Source organism: Microbispora sp. H13382, from assembly GCF_014161445.1.
GTDB lineage: Bacteria > Actinomycetota > Actinomycetes > Streptosporangiales > Streptosporangiaceae > Microbispora.
In genome coordinates, this window is the sequence record NZ_JABBXA010000019.1 from 102,012 (window position 1) to 127,479 (window position 25,468).

A 25,468-nucleotide genomic window follows, 5' to 3' on the forward strand; every position below is an offset into this window, starting at 1 on the left:
GTGCGCGACAGCCGTACGCGATCGAAGGGCCGGTGGGCGGCCGCGCCGCTGCTGGTCTTCGCCGTCATCGTCTTCGGCGTGCCGATGCTGGTCCTCCTCGGTGGCACGTTCACCAAGGAGGGCACGCTCAGCACCGCCAACCTCACCGAGTCGCTCCAGGGCGCGTACCTGACCGCGCTGGTCGGGAGCGTCAAGATCTCGGCGCTCGTGGCGGTGCTGGGCGGGGTGCTCGGCACCTTCCTCGCCCAGGCCGTGGTGACCTCCAGGTTCCGGGCGCTGCGCGAGGCGGTGCTGACCGCCTCCGGCGTACTGGCCAACTTCGGCGGCGTGCCGCTGGCCTTCGCCTGGATCGCCACGCTCGGCAACTCGGGCGTCGTCACCACCACGCTCGGCCTCGGCCAGCACGGGTGGAACCTGTACAACTTCTGGGGTCTCACCCTGGTCTACCTGTACTTCTCCATCCCCCTCCAGGTGCTCACGGTCGTGCCCGCGCTGGACGGGCTGCGCCCGCAGTGGCGTGAGGCCGCGCAGAACAACGGCGCGAGCACCTGGCAGTTCTGGCGGTACGTCGGGATCCCGGTGCTGACCCCGGCGCTGCTCGGCGGGGTCGTGCTGCTGTTCGGCGGCGCGTTCTCGGCCTACGCCACGGCGCAGGCCATGGTCGGGTCCACCGTCCCGCTGGTCACGCTGAAGATCGCCGACGCGCTCACCGGCAACGTCCTGATCGGCCACGAGAACGTCGCGCTGGCCCTCAGCCTCGACATGATCGTGGTCGCGGGCCTGGTCATGGCCGTCTACCTCCCGCTGCAGCGAAGGAGCGCCCGATGGCTTCGCTGACCCCACAGGTTTCCACACAGGTCACCACACAGGTGACCCCCGGGACGGTGCCCGCGCGCGGCGGCGGCCGGCCCCGGCGTCCCCGGGTGTGGCGCGGGGTGGTCCTCCTGCTCGCCGCCGTCTACTTCCTCGTCCCGCTGATCGCGTCGTTCGTCTTCACGGTGAAAGCGCCGGGCCGGGGCTTCTCGCTCGACGCGTACGGCCAGATCTTCTCGGCCGAGGGCTTCGGCGGCAGCCTCCTGCTGTCGCTCGGGCTCGGGCTCGCCACGATCGCGCTGGTGCTGCTGCTGACGCTGCCCGCCGTGGTGGCCGTACGGCTCGGCGCGCCGCGGCTGCGGCCGGTGCTGGAGGTGGTCTGCACGCTGCCGCTGGTCGTGCCCCCGATCACGTTCGTGGCCGGGATCAGCACGGTGCTGCGGTGGGGGCCGGACTACCTGGCGAGCACGCCCTTCTACCAGACGATCATCGCGCTGCAGAACCCCGGCTTCCCGGTGGTGCTCGTGCTCGCCTACGTCGTGCTGGCACTGCCGTTCGCCTACCGCTCGCTCGACGCGGGCCTGGGCGCGATCGACGTGCGCACGCTTACGGAGGCGGCCAGGAACCTCGGGGCGTCGTGGCCCCACGTGCTGCTGCGGGTGATCATCCCGAACATGCGGTCGGCGATGGCCAGCGCGTCGTTCCTCACGCTGGCGCTGGTGCTCGGGGAGTTCACCATCGCCCGGCTGCTCAGCTTCGAGACCTTCCCCAACTGGATCTACCGGATCTCCGGCTCACAGGCACAGGTGTCGGTGGCCGTCTCGGTGTTCAGCCTGCTGATCACCTGGCTGCTGCTGCTCGCCCTGTCGTCCGCCGGCGCGAGGCAAAGGAGTGGATCATGAACGGCGCCCGGGTCGAGTTCCGCGGCCTGCGGCGGCGGTTCGGCAGCACGGTCGCGCTGGACGGGCTCGACCTCACGGTGGAGCCGGGCGAGCTGATCGCGCTGCTCGGCCCGTCGGGGTGCGGCAAGACGACCGCGCTGCGCTGCCTGGCCGGCTTCGAGCAGCCCGACGAGGGCGAGGTCCTGGTGGACGGCGCCGACATCACGCGCGTGCCGGCCAACCGGCGCGACGCCGGCATGGTCTTCCAGTCCTACAGCCTCTTCCCCAACCTCAACGCGCGGGACAACGTGGGCTTCGGCTTGCGGGTGCGCAAGGCGCCCGCCGCCAAGAGGCACGCCCGCGCGCAGGAACTGCTGGAGCTGGTCGGCCTGCCCTCGGTCGGCGACCGTTACCCCCATCAGCTGTCCGGCGGTCAGCAGCAGCGCGTGGCGCTGGCCCGCGCGCTCGCCCTGGAGCCCAGGGTGCTGCTGCTGGACGAGCCGCTGTCGGCGCTCGACGCCAAGGTGCGGGTCACGCTGCGCGAGGAGATCCGCCGCCTGCAGCTGTCCCTCGGCATCACGACGATCTTCGTGACGCACGACCAGGAGGAGGCGCTGTCGATGGCCGACCGGGTCGCCGTGCTGCGCGAGGGCCGCCTGGAGCAGGTCGCCGACCCCGCCACGTTGTACGACCGGCCGGCCACCCCGTTCGTCGCCGAGTTCGTCGGGGCGATGAACCACCTGCCCGGCCTGGTGTCGGGCGACCGGGTCACGGTCCTCGGCCAGACGCTGCCGGTGGAGGGGCCGTCCCCGGACGCCGCGCGGGTGGACGTGCTCGTACGGCCCGAGGCCGTGCTGGTCACCCCCGACGGCGAGGGCGACGGGATCGTCATGGTGTCGTCGTTCCGCGGCTCCACCGCCCGCCTACGGGTCCGCCTGGGCGACGGCAACGAGGTGCTGGCCGACGTGCCCGGGCACGACTCCGCGCGCTTCGCGCCCGGCACCGCCGTACGCGTCGGGCTGGTCGAGCGGCCCGTGCTCGTGTCGGCCCGTCCGGAGGCCGGAGCCGCGGCGGCGGTCCCCGAACCCGATGTCGTCTAGAGAGCGCCCGGCGGCGGTGCTGTTCGACATGGACGGCACGCTGGTGGACACCGAAGGCCTGTGGTGGGACGCCTGCGTGGAGGTCGCGGACGGCCTGGGCTCCCCTCTCGGGGAGGCCGACCGGGAGGAGTTGTACGGCCTGTCGGTCGAGGACGCCGCCCTGCACATCACAGCCGCCCTGGACACCACCGGGGGTCCCGGGGCGCTAGCCGTCGAGGCCATGCTGACGGACGCGTTCACCGTCCGGCTCGAAAGCGGGGTGACCACGCTCCCCGGCGCGGTCGCGCTGCTGGAGGCCCTGCGCGCGGCCGGGATCCCGGCCGGGCTGGTCAGCGCGTCCCCCCGGCCGGTCGTGGACCTGGTGCTGGAGACCGTCGGCGGGCACCGCTTCCGGCTGTCGGTGGCCGCCGGGGACAGCGCCAGGAACAAGCCGGCGCCCGACCCGTACCTGGCCGCCGCGGCGCGGCTCGGCGTCGACCCCGCCGCGTGCGTGGCGATCGAGGACAGCCCGACGGGCGTCGCCTCGGCCCGGGCCGCCGGGTGCGCCGTCATCGCGGTCGGCCTCCTGGGCGGCAGCGGCGTGACGGCCGTGCCGACGCTGGAAAGCGTCGACCTGCCGCTGCTGCGCCGGTTGGTCTCCCCTCCGGGGTCGATCACTCCAGGGCCATAAGTACCTTTTGGATATCTTCGCACTGTGAAGACCGTTTGCGATGATCCCAAGGACGTCTACTCCGCCGCCTGCCCGTGCCGCGACATGCTCGACCTGCTGGCCAACAAGTGGAGCGCGCTGGCCCTGGGCGCCATAGAGGACGGGCCGCAGCGTTTCGGCGCGCTGCGCGCCCGCCTCCAGGGCGTCAGCCCCAAAGTGCTCACCCAGACCCTGCGCCGCCTGGAAGACCACGGCCTCGTCCACCGCGAGGTGTATCCGGAGGTGCCGCTGCGCGTGGAATACAGCCTCACCCCGCTCGGCAGGGACGCCAACGTCCCGCTCGCCCTCCTGCGGACGTGGGTGGAGCGCAACATCGACCGCTTCCCCGGCTCCGACTAGTCCCCTCACCTCGACGGTTCCCATCGGGTACTCGTGTCCCTTGCGGGTAACCACGCTCCGGCGGGTACCGTCCCACAGTCACCGCGCCGCCGTGCGATCCGCGCCGGCCGCCTCTGTGTGTGGGAGGACCCTCATGAGTGAGTACCCGAGCTCGTCGTGCAGCTCGCGCGCGCCCTGACCGGGCTGACCGTGATCGGCACGGCCTCCCGGCCGGAGACCGTGGAGTTCGCCCGCCGGATGGGCGCCCACCACGTGGTGGACCACCGCGCCCCGCTGGCCAAGCAGCTGGCCGAGGTCGCGCCGGGCGGCGTGGACTTCGTCTTCAGCACGACCGGGACCGACCGCAACCTCGCGGCCTACGCCGAGGCGCTCACCCCCTTCGGCCGGATCGTCGCCATCGACGACCACGACTCCCTCGACATCGGCGTGCTCAAGTCGAAGAGCATCGCCTTCCACTGGGAGCTCATGTTCACCCACTCGCTGTTCGGGACCCCGAACCAGGTGAACCAGCACCGCATCCTCGACCGGGTCGCGCGGCTCGTCGACGCCGGGGTCGTCACGACCACCGCCAACCTGGACCTCGGCCCGGTCAACGCCGCCAACCTGCGCGAGGCCCACCGCATCCTCGAGTCGGGCACCGCGATCGGCAAGATCACCCTGACCGGTTTCTGAGGCCCGCCGTACCGGGCCCGGGAACAACCTCCGGGGAGCGGCCGGTTAGTGGCATTCAGAAGAGACCAGACAGGAGCCGCGCATGCATGCCATCGTCGTCCCCGCGTACGGTGATTCCTCGGTGCTGGAGTACACCGAGCGGCCCGACCCCGAGCCCGGCCCCGGTGAGGTGCTGGTCGAGGTCGCGGCGACGGGCGTCAACTTCATCGACGTCTACCACCGCGAGGGCCGTTATCCCCTGCCGCTGCCGCTGATCCCGGGCTCGGAGGCGGCCGGGACCGTCACGGCCGTCGGGCCGGGGGTGACCGACGTCGTGCCCGGCGACCGCGTCGTCTCCGCGAGCGCGGCCGGTGCGTACGCGACCAAGGCCGTGGTTCCGGCGGACAAGGCGATCCGGCTGCCCGACGGGTTGTCGCCGGACCTGGCGGCGGCGGTGCTGCTCCAGGGGCTGACCGCGCACTACCTGACCCACTCCACGTACGCGATCCGGGCGGGTGACGACGTGCTCGTGCACGCGGCGGCCGGCGGCGTGGGCCTGCTGCTCGTCCAGATGGCCAAGCTGCGCGGCGCCCGCGTCATCGGCACGGTCTCCAGCGCCGAGAAGGAGAAGCTCGCCCGGCAGGCGGGCGCCGACGAGGTCGTCGGCTACGAAGGCTTCCCCGAGGCCGTGCAGGAGATCACCGACGGCGCCGGGGTGCACGTCGTCTACGACGGGGTCGGCGCCGCCACGTTCGACGGGTCGCTCGCGTCGCTGCGGCCGCGCGGCATGATGGCGTTGTACGGCGCGGCCAGCGGGCCCGTCCCACCGTTCGACCCGCAGCGGCTCAACGCGGGCGGCTCGCTGTTCCTGACCCGGCCCACGCTCGCGCACTACACGGCCACCCGCGAGGAGCTGCTGTCGCGGGCGGACGACCTGCTCGGCTGGGTCGCCTCCGGCGCGCTGAAGGTGCACGTCTCCCAGCGCTACCCGCTCGCCGAGGCCCGGCGCGCCCACGACGACCTGGAAGGCAGGCGGACGACCGGCAAGCTGCTGCTCATGCCCTGAACGTCCGCTCGGCGGCCATGACGGCCAGGCGTCGCGCCGCGGCTTCGGCGCCGTCGGTGCGCACCTCGCCCGCGACGGTTCCGGCGCGGGCGGCCACATCGGGGTGGAGGACCCGGCCGAGAGCCGCGGTCAGCGACTCGGCGGTCGGCGCGGCGGCCGGGTGCGCGATCCCGATCCCGAGATCGGCGACCCGCCCCGCCCAGTAGTGCTGGTCGTAGTGCTGCGGCAGGACGACCTGGGGTGCCCCGGCCAGCGCGGCGGCGGTCGTGGTGCCCGCGCCGCCGTGGTGGACGACGGCGGCGACCCGAGGGAAGAGCGCCTGCTGGTCGGCCTCGTCGATCGACAGGCAGTCGGGTCCGCCGTCCGCCGGGGACAGGCCGGCCCAGCCGCGGAGCACGATGACGCGGCGTCCGAGCGCGCGGGCCGCCTCGGCCGTCGCCCGCGCGATGTCCCGGGGAGCGCGGACGCTGCCGAAGCCGACGCAGACGGGCGGTTCGCCGTCGTCGAGGAACCTCTCCAGCTCCGGCGGCAGCGGGCGCCGGTCCGGCAGGATCCAGGCGCCCGTCCGCACGACGCCGATGTCGGCGGGCTCGGGCCAGGGCGCGAGCGTCGGGTCGGCGGCCAGCCACGGCCGGTCGGTGAACATGTGACCACGCGTGTCCGCCACCGCGGCCAGGCCGGCCGAGGCCCGGTGGACGTTGAGCGCGGCGCCGACGGTGTCGTTCCAGCGCCGCGCGTCCTCGGCCCAGAGCGCGCGGTTACCCGCCGTCGCGCCGGCCGTCGCCTGCCCCCAGACGGGCACGGGCGCGTGGTGCGGTGACGGCAGGGTGACCGGGCAGTAGCTCACGTACACGTAGCCGATCCCCAGCTGCTCCGCCACCGAATGCGCGGCCATCGACATGGCTCCGCCACCCACGATGACGTCGCAGCCCTCGGCCGCCGCGGGGATCGTGGCGAACTGGACGGCGACCGTGCCTTCGATCATCCGCCGGCGCTGCTCGGGCGTGGGCGGGGCCTGCGCCCGTGGGGCGGCCGACGCGGTCCGGCGCAGCTCGGGCCCGATGGGCACGACGGGGAATCCCAGGCCCTCGATCCAGCCGCGGAAGTCGGGGGGCACGCACAGGCGGGCCTCATGCCCGAGTTCCCGCAACGCCATGGCCAGCGCCACCATCGGCTGGACCTCCCCCCGCGTTCCGATCGTGGACAGAAGCACGCGCATGTGCACTCCCCTGTGACGGCATGGCGAACGTGAACCCGCCCGCGGCCGAAGTCCCGCACCGGGGCGGTCCGGCTGACGGCCTCCGATTCTGCGGCGTCACCGGGGCCTTGCCACAAGTCCCCCCGCCGTCTATACGTTGAAAGTGGCGGGGACTTCCTCGGGGTTCGATCACGTCAGCGGGTGGGCCGGCCACTCCAGGAGGCGGGCCCCGAGCACGGCCGTCTCCAGCGTGAACCGCTGCGTGGGGTCGCTCGGCGAGAAACCGGTCAGCCTCCGGATCCGCTCCAGCCGGTAGGTGATCGCCCGGGTGCTGACGCCGAGCCTGCGCGCCGCCGCCGTGTGGTTGCCCTGGGAGGCGAAGACGGCCTCCAGCGTCTCCAGCAGCGCCTCGGGCCCCCCGCGGGCGGAGGTCAGCGGTCCGAGCACGGTGGAGACGAGGTCCACGATCGCCTCCCTGTCCCGCAGCAGCACCGGGAAGACCAGCAGGTCGGCCGCCTTCAGCACCTGGGCCCGCAGGCCGAGCCGCTCGCCGAGGTCGATCGCGTTGACCGCTTCCCGGTAGGAGGTGACGATGCCGCCGGGGCCCTGGTGGGGGCGGCCCACCCCGGCCCGCCAGTCCGTGAGCGCGGAGCGTACGTGGTGGGTGAACTCGCCGCTCGCGGCGGTCAGCGCGCCCGGGGCCACGCACACCAGCAGGCCGTCGCGGACGGCGACCAGGATGTTGTGCGAGCCGAACCTCGCCACCAGCGCCTGCTCGACCCGCCCCGCCAGCGGGTCGCCCGGCGCCACCGGAGCGCCCGGCCTCACCACGGTCACGACGTACGCCCCGGCGAGCCGCAGGCCGAAGTGCTCGGCCCGTTCGGCGTCCGCCCTGCCCTGCAGCAGGTCGTCGACGAACAGGCGGCGGGCCTCCTCCTCCTGCCGGAGGGCGGCGCGCTGGGCCTCCTCGTACCCCTCGATGTAGGCGGCCATGCCGCGGCGTACGGCGCCGAAGGCCCCGCCGGCGGTGATCTCGGCGGCGTGCAGGCAGGCGTCGGCGAGCACCCGCAGCGGGATGCCGCGCTCGGCGGCGAGGGCGCCGCACTCGCGCAGGCCGTCCATGTCGGCGCGGCCGGGCAGCCTGCCGGTGGCGGCCGACGCGGCCAGAACCGACAGGAACCCGCCGAGTAAGTCGGCGGGCACCCCGGTCGCCTCGCTCACGCGAGCGAGAACGCTGTCCATCAGACTCCTACGTCACGCCGTTCGAAGGCGAGCAGCGCCGTCATGAGGAGGACGGCCGTCGCACCCAGCAGCACAAGGTAGTCACCGTACGGCCAGCCCTGATAGAGCGGCCTGCCGTCGAGGTAGTAGTGGAGGGGCGAGATCCAGCGCAGCCAGGAGATCGCGTCGATGCTCCTGCCCATGGTCTCCACGATGTACCCGGCGACGCCCCAGACGCCGACCACGGCGAGCGCGATCTGCTTGCGCCCGAACGCCGCGCCCACGCACAGCGTCAGCGTCCCGAAGAACAGCACGAGCAGGAACAGCCCGGTGTGCGCGGCGAGGATGCTGCCGAACGGCACGTCCATGTGAGCGGCGGACGAGGCCCCTGCGGCGACGGCCAGCGTCACCAGCGCGACGGCGAGCAGGCCGAGCGCCAGCGCGGCCCAGCGCTCCAGCAGCAGCCGCCTGCGGTCGATCGGCAGCGTCAGCGTGAGCTCCAGCGTCTTGGCCTCCTCCGGGCCGGCGATGGCCCGGTTGCCGAGGATCGCGGCGCACATGGTGAACAGCAGCGGGCCGAGGAGCTGGTAGGCGACCGCCTGCAGATAGCCGCGCCCGGTCGCGATGTCGGACATGCCGCCCATCAGGTCCCTGAACGCGCCGGGATACTTGGCGATGGCCTGCTTGCTGAACGTCTCGGGGTCGTTCATCATGCTCGCGAAGATCGAGATGTACATCCCGAGGAACGCGCACAGCCCGACCGTCCACCCGATGAGGGCGCGGCGGTACTCTCCGAGGCTCTTACGCACCAGCGTGGGCATGGCGGCCCTCCTCCTCGCTGTAGTAGGTCAGGAAGATCTCCTCGAGGTCCGGCTCCGCGCTGACCATGTGGACCACGGTGTAGCGGGCCGCCGCCTTGATCAGCGCGTCGGGCCTGCCGTCGATCGTGCAGCGCAGGCTCGCGCCCTGGACGACCACGTCGCGTACGCCCGGGAGCCCCTCGAACGACTCCTTCGGGACCGGCGCGTCGAAGTGGAGTTCCACGTGCCGTACGGCCCGCTCGCGCAGCGCGGCGATGTCCTCGACCGCGACGAGGCGGCCCGCGCGCACGATGCCCACCCGGTCGGCCACGTGCTCCACCTCGGCGAGCACGTGCGACGACATCAGGATCGTGTGGCCGGCCGTGCGCGCCTCCCGGACCATGGCCAGGAACTCCTGCTGCACCAGCGGGTCGAGCCCGCTCGTCGGCTCGTCCAGGATGAGCAGTTCGGGCTCGTGCATGAACGCCTGAATGAGGCCGACCTTCTGCTTGTTGCCCTTCGACAACTCCCCCATCCTGACGGACAGGTCGGCGTCGAGCCGCTCGGCCAGTTCGTCGATCTTCCCGCGGCTCACCCCGCCGCGTACGTCGGCGAGGAACTGCAGGTAGTCACGGGCCCGCTCCCTGCCCTCCAGGGCCAGCTCGCCCGGGAGGTAGCCGATCCGGGCGCGTACGCGCGGATCACGGGTGCCGGCGCCGAGGACGGTCGCCCGGCCGGAGGTCGGCCGGATCACGTCGAGGAGCAGCCGGATCGTCGTCGTCTTGCCGGCGCCGTTGGGGCCCAGGTAACCGAAGACCTCGCCCGGCCGGATTTCGAGGGTGAGATCCTCGAGACCCCGTCTCGTACCGTAGAACTTGGTCAGTCCTTCGGTCTCCACCACTGCTGTCATGCCGCAATGGTGGCGCTCCCGTCAGGCGCGGGGTATGCCCGCTTCCGGACACTTGCCGGTCTTCTTCGTTCCCACCTTCGGCAAAGCGGAGGTCAGGACGTGCCGCAGGTGGTGGAGCCGGGCAGGAGGTGGCGGTAGCGGGAGACCAGCCGGTAGCCCGCCTCGGCGAGCCAGCTCACCGGCGGCGTCAGCATCACCCGGCCGGCCGCGCGCCAGGCCACGACCGGCTGCAGGGCGAGGATCAGCGCGACGGCGCGCGCACCGTGGGCCCGCAGCCCGTCCGGGCCGAGGAGCTGCACGGACGTCATGACCTCCTCGCGCGTCAGGCCCGCCGCGCCGAGGTCGAGGCCCTGCCAGGCCCGTACGGCGGGCATGTACGGCAGGAACCGGTGCCCCGCGTTCACGCACGTCTGACAGAAGGCGCAGTCGCCGTCGAAGACCAGCAGAACCCGGTTTTCTTCGCTTTCTCGGCCCATGCCGTCGAACCTACCAATCCTGGGACGGATCATTCCGGTCTCGTGGCGGCGGCGCGGGCCGTCGCGACGCGCGCACCGCCAGCACGACGATCAGGATCACCGCGACCGTGAGACTGAAGACGACCGCGAGGACCAGCAGCAGAACGAGGGCAGTCATCATCGATCCCTTCGGCGGTTCCGGGTGAGGGCGAGCCGGGCGGCGACGGCCAGGCCGACCGACGCGTACGACACCGCGCGCGCCAGCCGTACGGACCTGGGGATGTCGGAGACGGCGGGGCGGGGGCCGTCGCCCAACTCCGGGCGGTGCTCCACCCTGCCGCCGTAGTCGTTCGCCCCGCCGAGACGTACGCCGAGGGCGCCGGCGAACGCCGCCTCGCAGCGTCCGGAGTTGGGGCTCGGATGGCGGTGCCCGTCCCGTGCGAGAAAGGCCGCGGCGCGGCGCGGGGAACCGCCGACCAGACCGGCGAGGCCCGCCGTGAGCAGGGCGGTCAGCCGGGCCGGCAGGTAGTTGGCCACGTCGTCCAGCCGGGCGGAGGCCCAGCCGAACCTCGCGTAGCGCGGCGACCGGTGGCCCACCATCGCGTCGAGCGTGTTGACCGCGCGGTAGCCGAGCAGGCCGGGCACCCCGAAGACCGCGCCCCACACGAGCGGGGCGACGACGGCGTCCGAGGTGTTCTCCGCGATGGACTCGACCGTGCCCCGCGCGAGCTCCGCCGCGTCCAGCCCGGACGGGTCACGCCCGCACAGATGCGGGAGACGTGCGCGGGCGGCGGCCAGGTCGCCCTCCTTCAGCGATTGGGCCATCAGCGCGCCCTCCCTGCCCAGCGTCGTGCCGCCGAGCACCGCCCAGGTGGCGGCGGCGGTGACCACGGCCCGCGCGAGCGGGCTCGACCGGGTCAACCGCTCCGCGATGACCCCGGTGGCCGTGGCGGCGCCCACGCAGACGGCTGTGTAGGCCACGCCCGCTAACCGCGAATCCCGATATATGCGCTTTTCGAGGGCGGCGGCCCGGCTTCCGAACACCGCCACGGGATGACCCCGCCGGGGGTCGCCCACCGCGGCGTCGATCGCGGCCCCGGCGAGCAGCCCCGCCGCCGTGGCACCGTCCATGATCCGGGTCACCCACGCATTCTGCCGTACGCCGCCGGGGCTCAAGGGGCGGGGGCGAGGAGGCGGCTCTGGATCGCGTCCTCGTTGGCGTCGAGCCAGGCGGCGGCACGCCTGATCCGCCCGCCCGCGCCACCGGCCCACATGCGCGCCCAGCCTCCGCCGAGCGTCCGGGCCCGGTCCCGCATGAGCGTGTAGGAGCGGCCGAACCGGATCCTGGCCGTCTCCACCAGCATGAGCCGGTCTCGCGCGGACAGGCCGTACGCGTCGCAGAACAGCCGGACGCGGGCCGCCGCGTCCAGGGACCGCTGCAGCGGGTCGCGGTCCACCGGGTCGGCGAGCGGGGCCCAGTGCCGCACCGTGGTGACCACGTCGAACAGTCGCGTCGTCGGTCTGGCCAGGTCGAAGTCGATCAGTGCGTACGGCAGGAGTCCCCGCGCCGTCCGCCGGAAGACGACGTTGGCCGGCGTGACGTCGCAGTGGCCCACGAGCTCGATGGGGCCCTCGGCCCCCGAGCCGTCATCCCAGATCGCGCCGGGAGGCGGGAGGAACGACGCCGCCGCGTCGTGGAAGCTCCGCAGCAGCCGGGCCACCGCCGTCAGCGCCTCGTCGCTCACCGCGTACGCCGGCAGGGGGTGCGCGGGCACCACGCCCTCGACGTACGTGAGGATCGCCCTGCCCCGCTCGTCGGTCCCGAGGAACCGGGGCGCACCGTCGAACCCCACGGCCTCCAGATGCCGCAGCAGCGCGTGGACGGCAGGCGACGAGGGCCGCATCGGCCGCCGTACGGTCGCCCCCACCCGCACGACCCCCTCGGAGACGTCTCCGATGAGTGGGATCTCGCGTACGGACATGGCGCTGGATTTTAGTCCCGTAGGCGATCAAATTTCCGCCCGAAAGCATGAAGTACGGGAAAACGTCTCGCCACCCGGACAACCGTCCATCCAGCGAGAAACTCCCTATACTTCTGCAACCTTCCCTATTAATGTCTTGCAGGGAATTTTAGGGAGGGAAGACGGGCATGACTGCCACCGGCATCTACGTCACCAGCGAGGGCGAGCGCGAGCTGCGCGAGCGACACCAGGAGCTCCTGACCCGCTGGCCGGTCCCGAGCGAGCGCCTGCGGATCCCGACCAGGGAGGGTGAGACCTTCGTGATCGCCTCCGGCCCTCCGCAGGCCCCGCCGCTGCTCCTGCTGCACGGATCCAGCACGACCTGCGTGATGTGGCTGGGCGACGTCGCCACCTGGGCGCCGCATTTCCGCGTCTACGCCGTCGACCTGATCGGCGAGCCGGGCCTGAGCGCTCCCTCACGTCCCCCGCTGGACTCCGAGGCGTACGCGCTGTGGCTGGACGACGTGCTGGAGGGGCTGGGACTGTCGCGGGTGTCACTGGTGGGAGCCTCGCTTGGCGGCTGGCTCGCCGTGGACTACGCCATCCGGCGCCCCGGCCGGGTCGAGCGGCTCGCACTACTGTCCCCGGGCGGTATCGGCCGGCAGAAGGCGGGCTTCGCGGTCAAGGCGATGTTCCTGCTCCCGTTCGGAGAGCGGGGACGGCGCCGCCTGCTCACCATGGTCATGGGGGGCGCGACGCCGGATGCGCGTCTTGCGACGTATCTCGACTACGCAACCCAGATCTCCCGGCACTTCAGACCACGCAGGCAGAGACTGCCGGTGTTCGGCGACGACGCCCTCGGCGGCCTGACGATGCCGGTGCTGGTGATCCTCGGCGGCCGGGACGTCATGCTCGACTCGCGCGACACCGAGCGCCGAATGCGTCACCTGGTGCGGCACGCCACGGTCCGCTACCTCCCCGACGCCCCGCACGGCCTGCGCGGGCACGCGGAACCCATCCTGGCCTTCCTCCGCGACAGTCCGGTCAGGGGCACCCGCTCGGCTCCTCACCCAGAGGGCACGGGCCGGCGCCAGAGCGATGTCGGCCCAGGCCGGGCGGCTCCTTGACGGGCACGGCCACCAGGCTCGGAGGCCCGCGCGAGCCGTGGTCCGGGTCATATCCGGGAAACCGGGTGTGTACCAGGTCCCCGGATCATGCAGAATTAGGCACGAGCGCCCTTAGCTCAGCTGGATAGAGCATCGGACTTCTAATCCGACGGTCGGGGGTTCGAATCCCTCAGGGCGCGCTCCCCCATCCAGCCCAGATGCCCTCTGAGCTGGGATTTCACATGATCGGGCTCTCGCCGAGGATGCAGCCGGACGCCACCAGATGCAGCCCCAGGCGGCCACTCCCGGAATATATCCGGAATGATCTTGGCGACGTTTCCGCAGGTCGCCCAGCGGATTCCGCCAACTTCCGGAACGATTCCGAGCCTCTCAGAACACGCCGAAGGGCCTCGGCGTGGACCGAGACCCTTCGTCGATGCGTGCTCGTGTCGCCTCACCCGGCGAGAGCTTCCATGATCCGCTGGTTGGCGACGTCGCGTTGTCCGTCGATGCACTTGGCGTAGACCCTGAGCATCACGTCCACCCCATGGCCGGCCCGTTCGGCGGCTTGCGGCGCGTGGACTCCTGCGTTGAGCCACAGTGAGACGGCCGCGTGGCGCAGGTCGTACGGCCGAGCCGCCAGGGGCGAGGCAACCTGATCGGTGCGAGCGCAAAGTTGCTGTCGCCTTCCGAGATCTTGACGCATGCCCGATCTGAACTCGTACCGTCGACTCTTGCAGAGGACCCGTCTGAACTCTCAACGCCGAGCACCTCCACAAATGAGTGATCTTGCAAGCCCGCCGCAATAAGCCCCTCTAATTTGACAGTGAGGGTGATCAGCTTACGGAGTCCGGCCCGAACAGAGACTCCTGCCGAAACACCTCGTGAGCGTATCTCCTTGCCTTTGAGCCACGGTCCCGAGTGCGGCTTTGCCGAGCACGGGCAGACTCCTGGCTGCGTTCGGCTGCTAGAACAATACTCTGGCCGGAATGAATGCGCTTTTCCACAAGGAGACGAAGCTCCTCGGCCGTAGTTCCGACCGTTCCAGCTAGCCCATGCTTAACCAACTCTATGAACTGCGCACCAACCAGATAGCGTTCCACCTGCCGATAGCCGAGCAGGCGTGCATTCTGACCCTGCCTTGGGCCGCGAGTACACTCATCGTGCAATAGGAGGCGCACATAGGATAGCGGAAGGTACATACCGGGAGCGAGTCCTTCTACTCGGCTACTTCTATCGTCCCGCGGCCAATAGGCAAGTTTAAGAAAGCACGAGTCATAGCCCATCCTCCACTCGCTGGGCTTCACAGGCACTCTGCTCATTTGTGCCACTTCTTCTAATCGGTCGAGCTGCCTCAAGAGGCGATCGTCTACGTACATCCACCTTCTCTCCGGATCGAGTCGCTTATACTGCACAAGGACGAAGCTTTCAGTGGGCTCATGATAATAAATCATATCGGTGCCAAGGCGGGACTCGATTGGGGTGGCATTGACGTTTGCCACTTCTAAGCGCCGCCCTTCTTTATCCCGCAGGACATGAATGTCGCACCTGACACCGCTCGCGTGCTGCCATTCACTGAACATGCCGAAGGCTTGCCCAGCGACGCGCACGTCATGGTCAATCATGCTGTGCTCTACAGGTTGAGGAATAAGTCCGGCCAGGTATGGTGCATCTTTTGACTGGGGCCGCTGCCACGCAGCGAGTGCAGCAAGTGGAAACTCGGCGATCCTCAAGAGACTCCGCGTGGCATCCTGCTGCTCTTGCCAGGCACGGTCAGCAGGGTCATTACTATTGAAGAAAACAGGCCTAGCTTGAGCCATTAACCAGTCGAGGAGACCTGCGAGCCCAGGATGGCGCTCTCGAAGCGCAGCTTCGAAGGCCTCCCACACGCGCCCACTACACCGACCAACGACGCCTACCCTACAACTATTGTCGAACTCTTCACCTAGCTCATAGGGAAGGCGGCCAAGTAAACCATCACGTCCATTAATGAGGACGTCCTCCATGCACTCCCGAAGAGGGTCGATGGTGATGCTCATATCGACGGCGCCCACAGTGTTGTAGCGAGCCACAACACCTATCCAGACAAGGCGTCGCTGCTTGTCACGGTGATCCTCGCCTAGGACCAAGACAATCGGCAGAGTGCCACCTGCCCGGCCTCCCTGACCTTTGGGGAGGCCCTTCGTCAGTCGCTGCTCCACTCTCAACTTCGGCCTGAGAGAGGTGAGTTCTACGGAATCCAGAGTAATGATGTAAACCACACCTGCAGCGTAACGTCACATGGCGCCATCTATCAGGTAACTGGTGGATCCGGCAGTCCGAAATTGTTGTTCTTGCAGTCCGTAAATAGGATCGCGACTGCCCAGCCGGGGGGAGCTAAGCGATCCAAGATCAGAGAGAGCAGGCCTGGCAGGCATAGCGATCACGCAATAAGAGCAGTCTCTATTCGCTGGTTGGCCGCCTCGCGTTGGCCATCAATGCACTTGGCATAGACCCTGAGCATCACGTCCACGCCATGGCCGGCCCTCTCGGCGGCTTCTGGTGCATGGACCCCTGCGTTGAGCCACAACGAGACGGCGGCGTGGCGCAGGTCGTACGGCCGGGCTGCCAAGGGAGAGGCGACTTGCTCGGGCGTGAAGGCGTAGCTCCGCGCCTCCTTCCAGACCTTCGAGTAGGCCGAGCCGGAGATGAGACCCCCCGTCCTCGTACGGAAGAGTCGTCCGTCGTCGCCGACGCCGTGCCGCTCGATGTGCTCGCGGAGGATGGCGACCAGTTCTGGCGGGATCGGTACCTGCCGCGTGTCCTTCTCGCCCCGGTGCTTGAGCCCGCGATCGTCGTGGGTCTTGCCCGAGTCGGTGAAGCGCTTGTTGCTCTGCGGCTTGGTCTTCTCCAGAGTGAGCAGGCCCCAGCCGGATTCGGGAAGGTGACAGTCCTTCTCACGCAGCCCAGCCGCCTCAGCCGGTCGCAGGCCGCCGAAGTACATGCAGGCGAACATCGCGGCCAGCATCGGCCCCCGCGTCCGGCCGCAGTAGGTCACAGCCGTCAGCAGCTCGCGCGCCTGGGCGGGATTCACCACCGCGCGCCGATCGATCTCATCCGTCGACTTGGGACGGCGTAGCTTCACCCGGTCGAGTGGATTTGCCGAAAGCTCTTCCAGCTCTACGGCGTAGTCCAGGGCGTGATGGAACACGGCCCGCTTACGCCGGTAGGTCGAGGCCGCCGCCGCGGAGCCGTCGAGGAGGAGCGCGAGCGCCTCCAGGGCCGCCCGTGCGTGCTTGGCGTCCTCCAAGGCAGTGAGAGGCAACGAAGCTGCCTCCAGCCAGCGCAGCGCGCCCGCGATCTCAGGCGCAGGAGCCGGACGACGGTCGGCCGGCACGAACGCGAACTCTCGGAGAGCGCGCCGCAAGGTTTCGTCATCGGGTCGGCCCGGCCGGTCGCTGGTGAGCACAGGCGTGACGTTGGACAGCGCATCTGTCATGCCCTCCCGGCTCTTTGCCGCCGAGTGAGGCCAGCGGGTCTCGACGTAGGCGACGGCGAAGGCGAACCACGTGCGAGCGTTCTTCGCCTTGACCATGGATTCGGGGAGCCCGGTCTCAAGGTCGAAAGCTTCCCCGCGCTTGGCGGCCTGCCGCAGATCCGACAGGTAGCTCTCGGCCAGGCCCTTCGTGCGGAACGTCGAGGACTTCTCGCGGGTGTCCACTGTCCACCGCACAGGCGTTGCGGTTTGAGCCGTGCTCGCCGACGTGTCCGAACTGGCTGCGGTACGGGGTGCAGCCCAAGGGCGCCAAGCGGGGGATGGCTCCGGGCCGGTGCAAGGGAAAGGCGCACAAGCCCGACCACCTCGGCTACGCGGGGCGGCGGGTCCTGGTCTCAAGGAAGTCGGTGTGCGAGACGACCCGCTTCGGCTTCCCCGGCCCCTGGGAAGTGTTGTTCGCGCGGATCTCCCAGAACTTCACGTTGTAGGTCGGGTTCACGCCGCCTCCCGGAGGCTTTCCAACCAGGCGGCGAACTCACTGCGGTAGATGCGGATCTCCCCGTTGGGGAGCTTGAAGCCCTGAGGTACCTTGCCGATCTCCCGCCAGCGGTAGAAGGTCCGGACGGACACGCCGAGTTCGTCGAGGATCTCGGGGACCGTCATCAGCTTGTCGTCCTTTCTCATGCCGCCCTCCCTTGAGTTGCCGAAAGAACTTGTCCGTCTGCCTCGGCCTGGAGCCGGTCGAGGTGGTTACGCCAGCGCTGGCGTTCGTGGACCGACCGCAGGAGCCGTACGCCGATGGGGGCCAAGTCCGGATCACCGGGCTTGACGGGTCGCCAGATGTAGCGGTGGGGGTCGACCGGTTCGTCTTCGATGCCGAGGGCTTCCAGGACCCACGTGCGGCGGTCCTGCTTGTGCTCCGTGAGGGTCTTGTTTGACCACGCAACTCGCCACGATGATCGGCTCTCGACGGCACGCCCGACGCATTGAAGAACTGACCCGGGCCGCTACCCGCGCGACCCGTTGAGGCGCTCCCGCGCGTACAGCAGCCCGATCAACACCCCGGAGTTCCAGACATCCCCACGGGCGATCATGTCCGGGATCTCCCTCATCGGGATCCACTCCAGCCGATCGGCCTCCACCTCGCCGACCGGCTCGCCGACGAGTTCGGCACCCCGGCCGAGGAACACTAGGTGCTCAGAGTCGACCATACCGACCATCGGCTGAAACGTGATCAGGTGCTCGATCTCCTTGGGCCGGTAACCGGTCTCCTCCTCCACCTCACGAACGGCGGTGTCCTTCGGGTCCTCACCAACCTCCACCAGGCCCCCGGGCAGCTCCCAGCCCCACCGGTCGAAGAGGAAGCGGTGGCGCCACATCATCAGCACACGTTGTTCGTCATCTACCAGCACCGTCATGGCCGCCCGGCCCAAATGCACCGCGTGATGCTCGAAGCGCTCCCCATCAGGGATCTCGACGTCTACCAGGCCCAGCCGGATCCACTCATTGTCGTAGATCAGCCGCTCACCATGCACAACCCACCGCGACCGCTCTTCATTGGTAGCCACACAGCGACGCTACCGCTCAACATCGCCGACGTACATCAGAAAGTAGACGAGCTGCCTACCCCACCGTAATCTTCCTCGCAAGATAAACATCTCTAACGCAGAGGCCAGCCACCCGAGAAGTTTAGTCACGTTTGCGAGGTTCGAGACTCGCCGAGACCTAAAGGTGCCAAACCAACACTATGTCCGATTTTGACTGCATACACTACAGAATGGGAACATGAGCACGCTTCGAGCTTACTTGAGCGGCCTCGAAAAGATTCGCGCTACCGGCGAGGCTGTCGAGGAGACGTCCTATTACGGTCAATTGGAACGACTCCTCAATGCAATCGGCCGCAAGCTAAGCCCGAAGGTACTATGCGTTCTAACAACACGTAATCGCGGTGTCGGCGTTCCCGACGGTGGCCTATTCATCGGCAATAAAGCGGTCGAACAGGCCGGACCCGCAGTTATGGTCGCTCGAGTTCCCGAGCGCGGTGTCATAGAGGCTAAAGGGCCAGGGAAGAATGTTCGGCGGATCGCCCGAAGCCAACAGGTCCGTAAATACCTTGATCGGTACGGCAAAGTGCTCGTCACCACCTACCGAGAGTTTCTCCTTGTAAAACTTGGGCCTGAAGGCCAGGTGGACGAAGGCGAGGTGTTCACGCTCGCCCGAGATGAGCAAAGCTTCTGGTCACTTGTGCGCAATTACAAGGACACTGATTCAGAGCTCGAAACGCAGTTCGAGGAATACCTGAAGCGAGTCCTGCTTGGAGATGCACCTCTATCACAACCTGCCGATCTCGCGTGGTTCCTTGCGGCCTATGCGCGCGAGGGCCTAAAGCGCCTCAACTCTGCTAACTCATCTAAGTCATTAGAGGCTCTACGTACCGCCCTGGAAGAGGGCCTGGGCCTACGCTTCCAGGGAGAAAAGGGTGAGAGCTTCTTCCGCTCGGCGCTAATACAAACACTGTTTTATGGGGTGTTTGCGGCATGGGTGGTATGGAGTGAATCGGAGCCACCAGGCAGCACAAACCGGTTCTCCTGGAAGTCCGCACAGTGGACACTGAACGTTCCTATGGTCCGCGTCCTATACCAGCAATTGGCAACACCGTCCACGTTGCCAGTCGGTCTAGACGAAGTTCTCGATTGGACCGAGGATGCTCTTGCACGCGTTGATCGAAATCTTTTCTTCCGAAAATTTGAGTCGGGCAGCGCGGTGCAATACTTCTATGAGCCATTCCTAGAAGCTTATGACCCCGAGCTCCGGCGTGAGCTTGGTGTGTGGTACACGCCGCCAGAAGTAGTGCGCTACATGGTCACACGAGTTCACCAGTCATTGCAACGCGATCTGGGAATTCCCCTTGGTCTCGCGGATGAGAACGTTCACGTACTGGACCCCTGCACCGGAACTGGTTCCTTCCTAGTCGAGACTATCGAGACTATCGCACGAGTGCTAAAAGACATGCATGGCGATGCTCTGGTCGCTCAGGATGCGAAAGCGGCTGCGTTAAAGCGTGTTCATGGATTTGAACTGCTACCAGCACCTTTCGTCGTAGCACACCTCAACATCGGGCTAGCCTTGGACCGCCTCGGCGCGCCGCTGACTTCAACCGAACGAGCCGGTGTGTACCTGACCAATGCGCTGACAGGGTGGGTGGAACAAGACGATCGCCCACCTCTACCGTTCCCTGAATTCGAGGCGGAACGTGATGCGGCGGCAGACGTAAAAAGAGACCACCCGATCCTCGTGATCCTAGGTAACCCTCCATATAACGGCTTCGCGGGAGTCAGCGGACGCGAGGAAGGCGGACTAGTAGAGCCGTACAAGAAAGGCCTGACCGAGAATTGGGATATCACTAAGAACAAGTTGGACGACCTGTATGTTCGATTCTTTCGAGTCGCCGAACGCCGCATTGCCGAACAGACTGGCAAAGGGATAGTCTGCTACATATCTAACTCGTCCTGGCTGACTGATCCCTCAGCAGTAGTTATGCGGCAGCGGCTTACCACCCAGTTCGACCGCCTCTACGTCGATAACCTCAACGGCGATGGAACTGTCACGGGTAAGAAAACTCCAGAGGGATTGCCCGACCCCAGTATATTTTCTACCCAACTCAATCCTGCCGGGATCAAAGTTGGTACCGCCGTTAGCCTGTTTGTCCGCCAGGACCCACATGACGAGAAGAAATTTCAGGGATTCTACCGCGACTTCTGGGGCGCTAATAAGCGAGCTTCCCTGCAAGCATCACTGAGCGAAGTAGCCGACGCGCCGAGTTATAACCCGCTGACACCGGTAGAGGACAACTGGTATCGCCTACGCCCCTGGGAGCCACGACAAGGATACGAAACATGGCCGGCTGTTCCTGACCTCGCCGCCGAGGAGGCTCTTCTCGGCCTCAACGAGAACCGCGGAGAAGCACTGATTTCCTCGGACCGGGAACAGTTGCTGGATCGCATAAAGCACTACCTGGATCCGGAAGTCGACTTCAGAGATCTTGATGACCGCGTCAAAGATCTACTACAGAACTGGTCCGGGTTCCAACCGGAAAAAGTTCGCCTAAAGCTTTTTAAAGAGAGCCCCTATGATCCCCAGAGAGTAGTGCGCTTCTGTGTCAAGCCCTTCGATTACCGATGGGCCTATGTGGACACTACGACCGGCCTCTGGAATCGATCTAGGGAGGAGCTGGTCCAGGCTGCTGCTCTAGGGAGCGACTTTCTCCTGCTTCGCCGCCGCGCGCCGAGAGCGCTGGACGGGGCAGCGTTCCTGCTCTCCCGATGCCTTATAGATCAACACGTGATGCATAAGGACACATATGCGATCCCCTTCTGGCTGAAGGCTGACAGCAGAAAAGAGCCCGAACCCGAGCCGAGTGGTACAGCTCCTATGTTCGAGTTGGAAGACATAGGGAGTAAAAACACCTGGCGACCAAATCTATCTTCTCGCGCCCTAGGCTATCTAGCTGGCGTGGGCGTAACTGACGCTCAGACTTCACAGCAGAACGCTCAACTGATATGGCAGCATGTTCTGTCCATCGGCTTTTCACCGCTCTATCTGGACGAGAACGGCGATGCTATACGTAACGACTGGCCGCGTGTGCCTCTGCCATCCACAGCCGATGCCTTGATGGCATCAGCTAAACTCGGGCAACGCATCGCCGAGCTACTAGATCTCGACAGGGCGATCAGCTCTGGCGAAGACTTTTCAACCCGCCGATACACGATCGGGCAGATAACCCGCACTGACGGCAAACCCGCCTCACCTCAAGAGGGTGATTTGGACGTCACGGGCTGGGCCGTGATCCAATACCGCACGCAAAGAAGCGGAGCAATATCACGTCTCGTATTTGCAAGAATCGGCCGCATCGAGATACGCACGCGAGACGCTCTCGAACGCCAAGGGTTCACAGACGAAGAGATCGACCTCTTGGGTGCAGAGGTCGTAGACGTTCACCTGAACGACAACGTATATTGGCGCGGCATTCCGCAAGCCGTATGGGATTACAAGATTGGCGGCTTCCCGGTACTCCGTAAATGGCTGTCGTACAGGGATAAGACCACGCTTGGGCGGGGACTAAGTACAGCGGAAGCCCGACAGTTCACCGACATTTGTATACGTCTCACAAAGCTAGTACTGCTCGGTCCCGCTCTCGATGCAAACTACATGAACACTACAAGCCAAAATACAACTCTGGACGCTGGTTCGGACTAGAAAGCAGAGCCGTCCAAGGCACGCCAAACGGAGGCACGCACACGCCAGAGCGCACCTCCGCTAGGACAACCAGCTCGTCCGAGGACGGGATCACGAACGAAGGCGTTGACGAATTACGCTTATGAAAATCAAGGCGGCGGCGCGCCGCGCCGCCGCACAGCGGCCCGTCGCCCGCCCGCCGTCCGGGCGTGCGGCCTGGGGGCCGGTCCCGGACGGCGGCAGCTCGGGCCGCCCGCCGCACACCGCCGCGTCGTACCCAAGCAACCGCGCCGCATCCAGCGTCAGGCCGCCGCCCAGAATCCTTCCAGTATCGACGTGAGCGCGGGGTTGCTGTAGATCCACCTGCCCCCGCTGATCGATTGTGCGCGGCCCTCGGAACCCGTCAAGTCCGCGAATTAAGATCTTTTCATAGAGCGAAAACATCTTAATTCGCTCCCTTGACTGAACCCGAGGGACAGTCGCGCGAAGGATCAGCTAGCGGGGGCAGGGGGAAATGGGAAGGGGAGCAAGCTAGTGCAGGGGACGTCTGACTTCGTCACATGCCGGAAGTTCACGCTGACCGCCTGCTTTGATGCCCCGCGGAAGGGTCCAAGGCCGCCCCTGGCGCCTAGTCAGCGAGTGTGACACCCCAGAGTGCCGATGTAGTAGAGGCCATCGCTGTGGTCACGACCCTCGTCATCGAGAAAGCCAACGCTGTAGGCGTTATCGCTGACGTAGACGTGCACCTTGTTGGTGTCTGTCTCGAACAAAATATCGCCACAAGAGTTCTGGGTGATGGTGTTGTAGCCGTCGTAGTAGTGCAGGTACTCCGCCGGCGCTTCGCCAATCACCACCAGCCCTGGATCCATCTGCTCTAGCCACGCGCATGGCACTTTGCCCGACGTGCGACCGTGATGCGGGGCGAACAGGACATCTACCTTGGGGACGACTACCTTTGTCTCGATCTTCTCCATGAAGTCCGTTTCAAGATCGCCCATCCACAGCATCAGCGGGCCGTCCTCGACGGCGTACTGCAGGACGCAGGAGATGTTGTTGGGTGACATGCCAGAGGCGGCGTCAGCCAAGGCGCTCTTGAAGTCGGGGTCGGAAGTTACTGGCCACAGCACGTTGATTCCGGCCGAGCCGCGCTCCTCGCTGCTCTGATTCATCCAGCGGCGCGTGCAGCCCTTGTAGATATAGAAGGCCTTTTTGGGGTCGTCGCGCAGCGAGCAGTAGCGATCGAAGTCCGCCGTTGGGTCTTCCTTGGTCGCAGCATTCTTGACGCAGTAGAAGTTCCTGATCCCGAGGTGGTCGTCCAAGTCGACGAGGCCTCCGATGTGGTCCTGATCAGGATGCGTCGAGATAAAACGAACAATCCCCTTATTGCTTGACTGCGTAGAGATCTCGGCCAGGATGCTGCCGACCCGCTCTGGTGGCAGCATGCAGTCGATAATAGTGAAGTTGTCGCTGCCGTGGCGAATGTAGTACATATCGCCATTGCCGATAGCGAAAGATTTGACGCTGGGCATCTCCTATGTATCCTCCTACGCTGGTTTTAGATGGTGTTCCGGTCTGGCCGGCCCTGCCGCTTGCCGATTCGGGACAGCGAATCTATGGCCCCCTGCCGGGTGCGCAGCATTACCCGTCTAAACGCACCAGGGAAATTTGGTAGTCACTGGTCTGCAGTCTCATCCTTAGATGCGAGTATTTCTGGATCCTCAAGTGTATCGAACAGCCGCTCTGCATAAGCTTCGCCCGCTTGATAAACCCATGAAGCCTTCACGACTGAAGCCCATGCAAGCAAGAACACGGTATGGATAGCAGCGGCAATAAGGACCTGTGAGGCCGTAGCGCGGCCAGTGCGCCATATAACGAAATCTATCACCAAGCAGAGGATGGTTATCGTAATTCCGATGGGACGCAAGGCAAGTAGATTGCGGCGGAAGCCGTAGTTCATGTTTTCTTCGTGTACGCGCTTGTAAGATCCATCTTTGTCGCGCACGCGTGCGATCAGTACCCGTACAGCTGTCACGTACAAGTCGTCTGCACCCTTGGGGTCCCGCTCCTCCCGTGCCGGCGAGGGGAAGCTTATCCCGGTGAGGCCATGTAGCGCGCGTTTTCTTCTGAGCGCCAATGGCGGATTGGGATTATTGCGGTGTCTTAAGAGCCTGGTAGTAGGGAGTCCATCCCATTCTCTAATGAGTCGGCTTTCAAGGCTCTTTCCGGCGCTGCGTACATAGTTGGCGGTGAAAAAGAGGCCGCCAAAGGTCACGAGTACGGGCATGAGCCGTCCTGTCAGCGACTGATTCCATACGGTGATGAGAACAGTGGCCAGGGGAGAAGCAGTAATTAGAGCAGGATATATTCGCGCATGACGCGAGTAACTGTCGAATTGCTCGAAGATCTTAGTCATCTTCGTTTTCCGATAGCGGCGGTATGGGTTGTAGCGTTGTCCATCCCCAACGGTAGGGAGCACCTTCGCCTGTTTGTATGCTGCGGCCCTCCGTTGCGCATACCTCGCAGCCGCGTCGACTTAGGGCATTAACGATCTTAGGGGATGGATGCTTCTTTGATGCCTTGGCGGAGCTAATAAAGGCGGTTACGGTTCGGTATTGCGTATTCGGCATACCTAGTATCTGATTAAGGATTGTTGGGCCAAGGTTGCGTTTGCTTCCGTGGTGAGGTGCTTGAAGGAAGTTGAGAGGATAGCTCCTGAATGAGCCATATAGGGATTCATAGTAGTCTGCTGCCTGCTGAAGGGCTGGAATCCCCGCATCACCCGTAAAAAGAAGTCGATGGCCATCGACTTGAAGCAGCGTGATGGCGGAGCTGTTGTTGCGTGGAGATGTCTCACCCTCGTCAGTGAGTGTTTCTTCTGGAAATCCCGAAAGTACGTATTCCAGAAGATCCTTAGTGTAAGCGACTAGCGAACGAGTCGATAGCACCCGCCCAAGTCCCATCTTCTCCTCGAACAGATGTTGCTCCAGGAGTTCTTGATAATATTCGACGGTAGGTCCCAGGATGGTTAATTGCCCACCGAACCGAGTTTCGCCTCTAAATGGCTCGCTTAACTTAGTGCCGCGCTGTCGTGCCACTTTGATGAGGTTATCTAGCGCTTCGAGATTGCTGAAGTCGGATACGTCTCTGGAATGGAGTCTTGGTTGATGCACCATCAACTCGGTAACTTGCATCCGTTCCAGCACGGTCGGCAGACCGTTCAAATGGTCGGCGTCAGGGTGCGTTGATATTACGAGATCGACGTTGTTCGTTTGATAAAAGTGGTTGATGTGATTGACCAGGTTCTCTCCGATTGCCTGGTACCCTGCATCAATTACAATCACTGCCTGTTGCTGGGTTTGCTGAACTGTGAACCGTATAGCTATTGCGTCCCCGCTCTTTGAACTGCTCCCGTTCTCACTTTCAACAGGTAGGAAGTCGATCTCGTACACTTGACGCGCCCCAGCTTTGACGATCTTTGATGCGGTGTCCTTTACGTTACCTTAAGATCGCGTCTGTACTACCTTGACGAGACTTGTGACGAGATTGGA

At 66.1% G+C, this 25,468-nt stretch carries 25 protein-coding genes, 1 tRNA gene and 1 pseudogene; 11 read left to right on the forward strand and 16 right to left on the reverse strand.

From position 1 onward, the window contains the following. The 7 genes from HHX41_RS30385 (at position 1) to HHX41_RS30415 (ending at position 5,559) form a co-directional block, all read left to right on the forward strand. Entirely contained in the window at positions 1–837 is an 837-nt protein-coding gene (locus HHX41_RS30385) for an ABC transporter permease subunit (RefSeq protein WP_310742263.1), read from the forward strand. Then, positions 825–1,715, forward strand: coding sequence for an ABC transporter permease (locus HHX41_RS30390; protein WP_169987544.1), 891 nt, complete (start codon positions 825–827; stop codon positions 1,713–1,715). Before HHX41_RS30385 ends, HHX41_RS30390 begins: the two co-directional genes overlap by 13 nt. Beyond that, a complete protein-coding gene (locus HHX41_RS30395; protein WP_182908690.1) occupies positions 1,712–2,794 on the forward strand; it encodes an ABC transporter ATP-binding protein in 1,083 nt (360 codons plus the stop codon). Before HHX41_RS30390 ends, HHX41_RS30395 begins: the two co-directional genes overlap by 4 nt. Further along, positions 2,784–3,464 (forward strand): HAD family phosphatase, encoded by a 681-nt coding sequence (locus HHX41_RS30400; RefSeq protein WP_182908691.1) that lies wholly within the window; start codon positions 2,784–2,786, stop codon positions 3,462–3,464. The genes HHX41_RS30395 and HHX41_RS30400 overlap by 11 nt, the downstream gene beginning before the upstream one ends. Positions 3,465–3,488: 24 nt before the next feature. Continuing rightward, positions 3,489–3,842, forward strand: a complete 354-nt coding sequence (locus HHX41_RS30405) for a helix-turn-helix domain-containing protein (protein WP_310742264.1) — start codon at positions 3,489–3,491, stop codon at positions 3,840–3,842. 156 nt (positions 3,843–3,998) lie between these two features. Beyond that, entirely contained in the window at positions 3,999–4,514 is a 516-nt protein-coding gene (locus HHX41_RS30410) for a zinc-binding dehydrogenase (protein ID WP_182908692.1), read from the forward strand. Between the two features lie 82 nt (positions 4,515–4,596). Further along, positions 4,597–5,559, forward strand: coding sequence for a quinone oxidoreductase (locus HHX41_RS30415; RefSeq protein ID WP_182908693.1), 963 nt, complete (start codon positions 4,597–4,599; stop codon positions 5,557–5,559). Here the strand turns inward: HHX41_RS30415 and HHX41_RS30420 are convergent. From HHX41_RS30420 to HHX41_RS30455, 8 genes are all read right to left on the reverse strand, one after another. Then, positions 5,549–6,778, reverse strand: coding sequence for a glycosyltransferase (locus HHX41_RS30420; RefSeq protein WP_182908694.1), 1,230 nt, complete (start codon positions 6,776–6,778; stop codon positions 5,549–5,551). The genes HHX41_RS30415 and HHX41_RS30420 overlap by 11 nt on opposite strands. Positions 6,779–6,946: 168 nt before the next feature. Beyond that, positions 6,947–7,999, reverse strand: a complete 1,053-nt coding sequence (locus HHX41_RS30425; protein ID WP_182908695.1) for a CdaR family transcriptional regulator — start codon at positions 7,997–7,999, stop codon at positions 6,947–6,949. Then, entirely contained in the window at positions 7,999–8,799 is an 801-nt protein-coding gene (locus tag HHX41_RS30430; RefSeq protein ID WP_169987532.1) for an ABC transporter permease subunit, read from the reverse strand. Before HHX41_RS30430 ends, HHX41_RS30425 begins: the two co-directional genes overlap by 1 nt. Next, complete coding sequence (locus tag HHX41_RS30435; RefSeq protein WP_182908696.1) at positions 8,780–9,688, reverse strand: ABC transporter ATP-binding protein; 909 nt, start codon at positions 9,686–9,688, stop codon at positions 8,780–8,782. Before HHX41_RS30435 ends, HHX41_RS30430 begins: the two co-directional genes overlap by 20 nt. 92 nt (positions 9,689–9,780) lie before the next feature. Then, entirely contained in the window at positions 9,781–10,164 is a 384-nt protein-coding gene (locus tag HHX41_RS30440) for a thiol-disulfide oxidoreductase DCC family protein (RefSeq protein WP_182908697.1), read from the reverse strand. A 10-nt stretch (positions 10,165–10,174) separates the two neighbouring features. Further along, complete coding sequence (locus HHX41_RS30445) at positions 10,175–10,321, reverse strand: hypothetical protein (protein WP_182908698.1); 147 nt, start codon at positions 10,319–10,321, stop codon at positions 10,175–10,177. Further along, positions 10,321–11,274, reverse strand: a complete 954-nt coding sequence (locus tag HHX41_RS30450) for a cobalamin biosynthesis protein (RefSeq protein ID WP_182908752.1) — start codon at positions 11,272–11,274, stop codon at positions 10,321–10,323. The genes HHX41_RS30445 and HHX41_RS30450 overlap by 1 nt, the downstream gene beginning before the upstream one ends. A gap of 41 nt (positions 11,275–11,315) precedes the next feature. Next, on the reverse strand, positions 11,316–12,125 hold the full coding sequence (locus tag HHX41_RS30455; protein WP_182908699.1) for a phosphotransferase: 810 nt from the start codon (positions 12,123–12,125) through the stop codon (positions 11,316–11,318). Between the two features lie 167 nt (positions 12,126–12,292). Here HHX41_RS30455 and HHX41_RS30460 point away from each other — a divergent pair, with 167 nt between their 5' ends. Both HHX41_RS30460 and HHX41_RS30465 read left to right on the forward strand, forming a co-directional pair. Further along, on the forward strand, positions 12,293–13,231 hold the full coding sequence (locus HHX41_RS30460; RefSeq protein WP_182908700.1) for an alpha/beta fold hydrolase: 939 nt from the start codon (positions 12,293–12,295) through the stop codon (positions 13,229–13,231). A gap of 105 nt (positions 13,232–13,336) precedes the next feature. Next, positions 13,337–13,410 (forward strand) — tRNA-Arg (locus HHX41_RS30465). A gap of 636 nt (positions 13,411–14,046) precedes the next feature. Here HHX41_RS30465 and HHX41_RS30475 read toward each other — a convergent pair. Further along, the gene (locus tag HHX41_RS30475) at positions 14,047–15,249 is read right to left on the reverse strand and encodes a hypothetical protein (protein ID WP_220504558.1); all 1,203 of its coding nucleotides are present in this window, start codon (positions 15,247–15,249) and stop codon (positions 14,047–14,049) included. 383 nt (positions 15,250–15,632) lie between these two features. Next, positions 15,633–16,910, reverse strand: coding sequence for a tyrosine-type recombinase/integrase (locus HHX41_RS30480; RefSeq protein WP_310742265.1), 1,278 nt, complete (start codon positions 16,908–16,910; stop codon positions 15,633–15,635). 11 nt (positions 16,911–16,921) lie between these two features. On the opposite strand from HHX41_RS30480, the pseudogene HHX41_RS41135 reads away from it, so the two are divergent. Then, positions 16,922–17,089 (forward strand): annotated as a pseudogene (locus HHX41_RS41135) (replication initiator); the annotation flags it as partial. Here the strand turns inward: HHX41_RS41135 and HHX41_RS41140 are convergent. From HHX41_RS41140 to HHX41_RS30490, 3 genes are all read right to left on the reverse strand, one after another. Further along, positions 17,056–17,184 (reverse strand): hypothetical protein, encoded by a 129-nt coding sequence (locus HHX41_RS41140; protein ID WP_259401421.1) that lies wholly within the window; start codon positions 17,182–17,184, stop codon positions 17,056–17,058. The pseudogene HHX41_RS41135 and the gene HHX41_RS41140 sit on opposite strands and share 34 nt — an antisense overlap. Beyond that, positions 17,181–17,369: an AlpA family transcriptional regulator gene (locus HHX41_RS30485; protein WP_182908703.1), complete on the reverse strand. Its 189-nt coding sequence runs from the start codon at positions 17,367–17,369 to the stop codon at positions 17,181–17,183. Before HHX41_RS30485 ends, HHX41_RS41140 begins: the two co-directional genes overlap by 4 nt. A gap of 323 nt (positions 17,370–17,692) precedes the next feature. Beyond that, positions 17,693–18,253: an NUDIX hydrolase gene (locus tag HHX41_RS30490; RefSeq protein WP_182908704.1), complete on the reverse strand. Its 561-nt coding sequence runs from the start codon at positions 18,251–18,253 to the stop codon at positions 17,693–17,695. A 217-nt stretch (positions 18,254–18,470) separates the two neighbouring features. Here HHX41_RS30490 and HHX41_RS30495 point away from each other — a divergent pair, with 217 nt between their 5' ends. Further along, positions 18,471–21,941: a type ISP restriction/modification enzyme gene (locus HHX41_RS30495; protein ID WP_182908705.1), complete on the forward strand. Its 3,471-nt coding sequence runs from the start codon at positions 18,471–18,473 to the stop codon at positions 21,939–21,941. 611 nt (positions 21,942–22,552) lie between these two features. Here the strand turns inward: HHX41_RS30495 and HHX41_RS30500 are convergent. The 3 genes from HHX41_RS30500 to HHX41_RS30510 form a co-directional block, all read right to left on the reverse strand. After that, the gene (locus HHX41_RS30500; RefSeq protein WP_182908706.1) at positions 22,553–23,449 is read right to left on the reverse strand and encodes an MBL fold metallo-hydrolase; all 897 of its coding nucleotides are present in this window, start codon (positions 23,447–23,449) and stop codon (positions 22,553–22,555) included. A 143-nt stretch (positions 23,450–23,592) separates the two neighbouring features. Next, positions 23,593–24,333, reverse strand: a complete 741-nt coding sequence (locus HHX41_RS30505) for a hypothetical protein (protein ID WP_182908707.1) — start codon at positions 24,331–24,333, stop codon at positions 23,593–23,595. Continuing rightward, a complete protein-coding gene (locus HHX41_RS30510; RefSeq protein ID WP_182908708.1) occupies positions 24,326–25,369 on the reverse strand; it encodes an MBL fold metallo-hydrolase in 1,044 nt (347 codons plus the stop codon). Before HHX41_RS30510 ends, HHX41_RS30505 begins: the two co-directional genes overlap by 8 nt. Between the last annotated feature and the right edge of the window lie 99 nt (positions 25,370–25,468).

Coding starts and splice junctions, on each gene's coding strand:
- HHX41_RS30415 (WP_182908693.1), top strand. CDS start 4,597: ATGCATGCCATCGTCGTCCCCGCGTACGGTGATTCCTCGGTGCTGGAG.
- HHX41_RS30495 (WP_182908705.1), top strand. CDS start 18,471: ATGAGCACGCTTCGAGCTTACTTGAGCGGCCTCGAAAAGATTCGCGCT.
- HHX41_RS30425 (WP_182908695.1), bottom strand. CDS start 7,999: ATGGACAGCGTTCTCGCTCGCGTGAGCGAGGCGACCGGGGTGCCCGCC.
- HHX41_RS30455 (WP_182908699.1), bottom strand. CDS start 12,125: ATGTCCGTACGCGAGATCCCACTCATCGGAGACGTCTCCGAGGGGGTC.
- HHX41_RS30445 (WP_182908698.1), bottom strand. CDS start 10,321: ATGACTGCCCTCGTTCTGCTGCTGGTCCTCGCGGTCGTCTTCAGTCTC.
- HHX41_RS30450 (WP_182908752.1), bottom strand. CDS start 11,274: ATGGACGGTGCCACGGCGGCGGGGCTGCTCGCCGGGGCCGCGATCGAC.
- HHX41_RS30390 (WP_169987544.1), top strand. CDS start 825: ATGGCTTCGCTGACCCCACAGGTTTCCACACAGGTCACCACACAGGTG.
- HHX41_RS30440 (WP_182908697.1), bottom strand. CDS start 10,164: ATGGGCCGAGAAAGCGAAGAAAACCGGGTTCTGCTGGTCTTCGACGGC.
- HHX41_RS30460 (WP_182908700.1), top strand. CDS start 12,293: ATGACTGCCACCGGCATCTACGTCACCAGCGAGGGCGAGCGCGAGCTG.
- HHX41_RS30420 (WP_182908694.1), bottom strand. CDS start 6,778: ATGCGCGTGCTTCTGTCCACGATCGGAACGCGGGGGGAGGTCCAGCCG.
- HHX41_RS30400 (WP_182908691.1), top strand. CDS start 2,784: ATGTCGTCTAGAGAGCGCCCGGCGGCGGTGCTGTTCGACATGGACGGC.
- HHX41_RS30505 (WP_182908707.1), bottom strand. CDS start 24,333: ATGACTAAGATCTTCGAGCAATTCGACAGTTACTCGCGTCATGCGCGA.
- HHX41_RS30435 (WP_182908696.1), bottom strand. CDS start 9,688: ATGACAGCAGTGGTGGAGACCGAAGGACTGACCAAGTTCTACGGTACG.
- HHX41_RS30430 (WP_169987532.1), bottom strand. CDS start 8,799: ATGCCCACGCTGGTGCGTAAGAGCCTCGGAGAGTACCGCCGCGCCCTC.
- HHX41_RS30395 (WP_182908690.1), top strand. CDS start 1,712: ATGAACGGCGCCCGGGTCGAGTTCCGCGGCCTGCGGCGGCGGTTCGGC.
- HHX41_RS30475 (WP_220504558.1), bottom strand. CDS start 15,249: ATGAGCATCACCATCGACCCTCTTCGGGAGTGCATGGAGGACGTCCTC.
- HHX41_RS30485 (WP_182908703.1), bottom strand. CDS start 17,369: ATGAGAAAGGACGACAAGCTGATGACGGTCCCCGAGATCCTCGACGAA.
- HHX41_RS30500 (WP_182908706.1), bottom strand. CDS start 23,449: ATGCCCAGCGTCAAATCTTTCGCTATCGGCAATGGCGATATGTACTAC.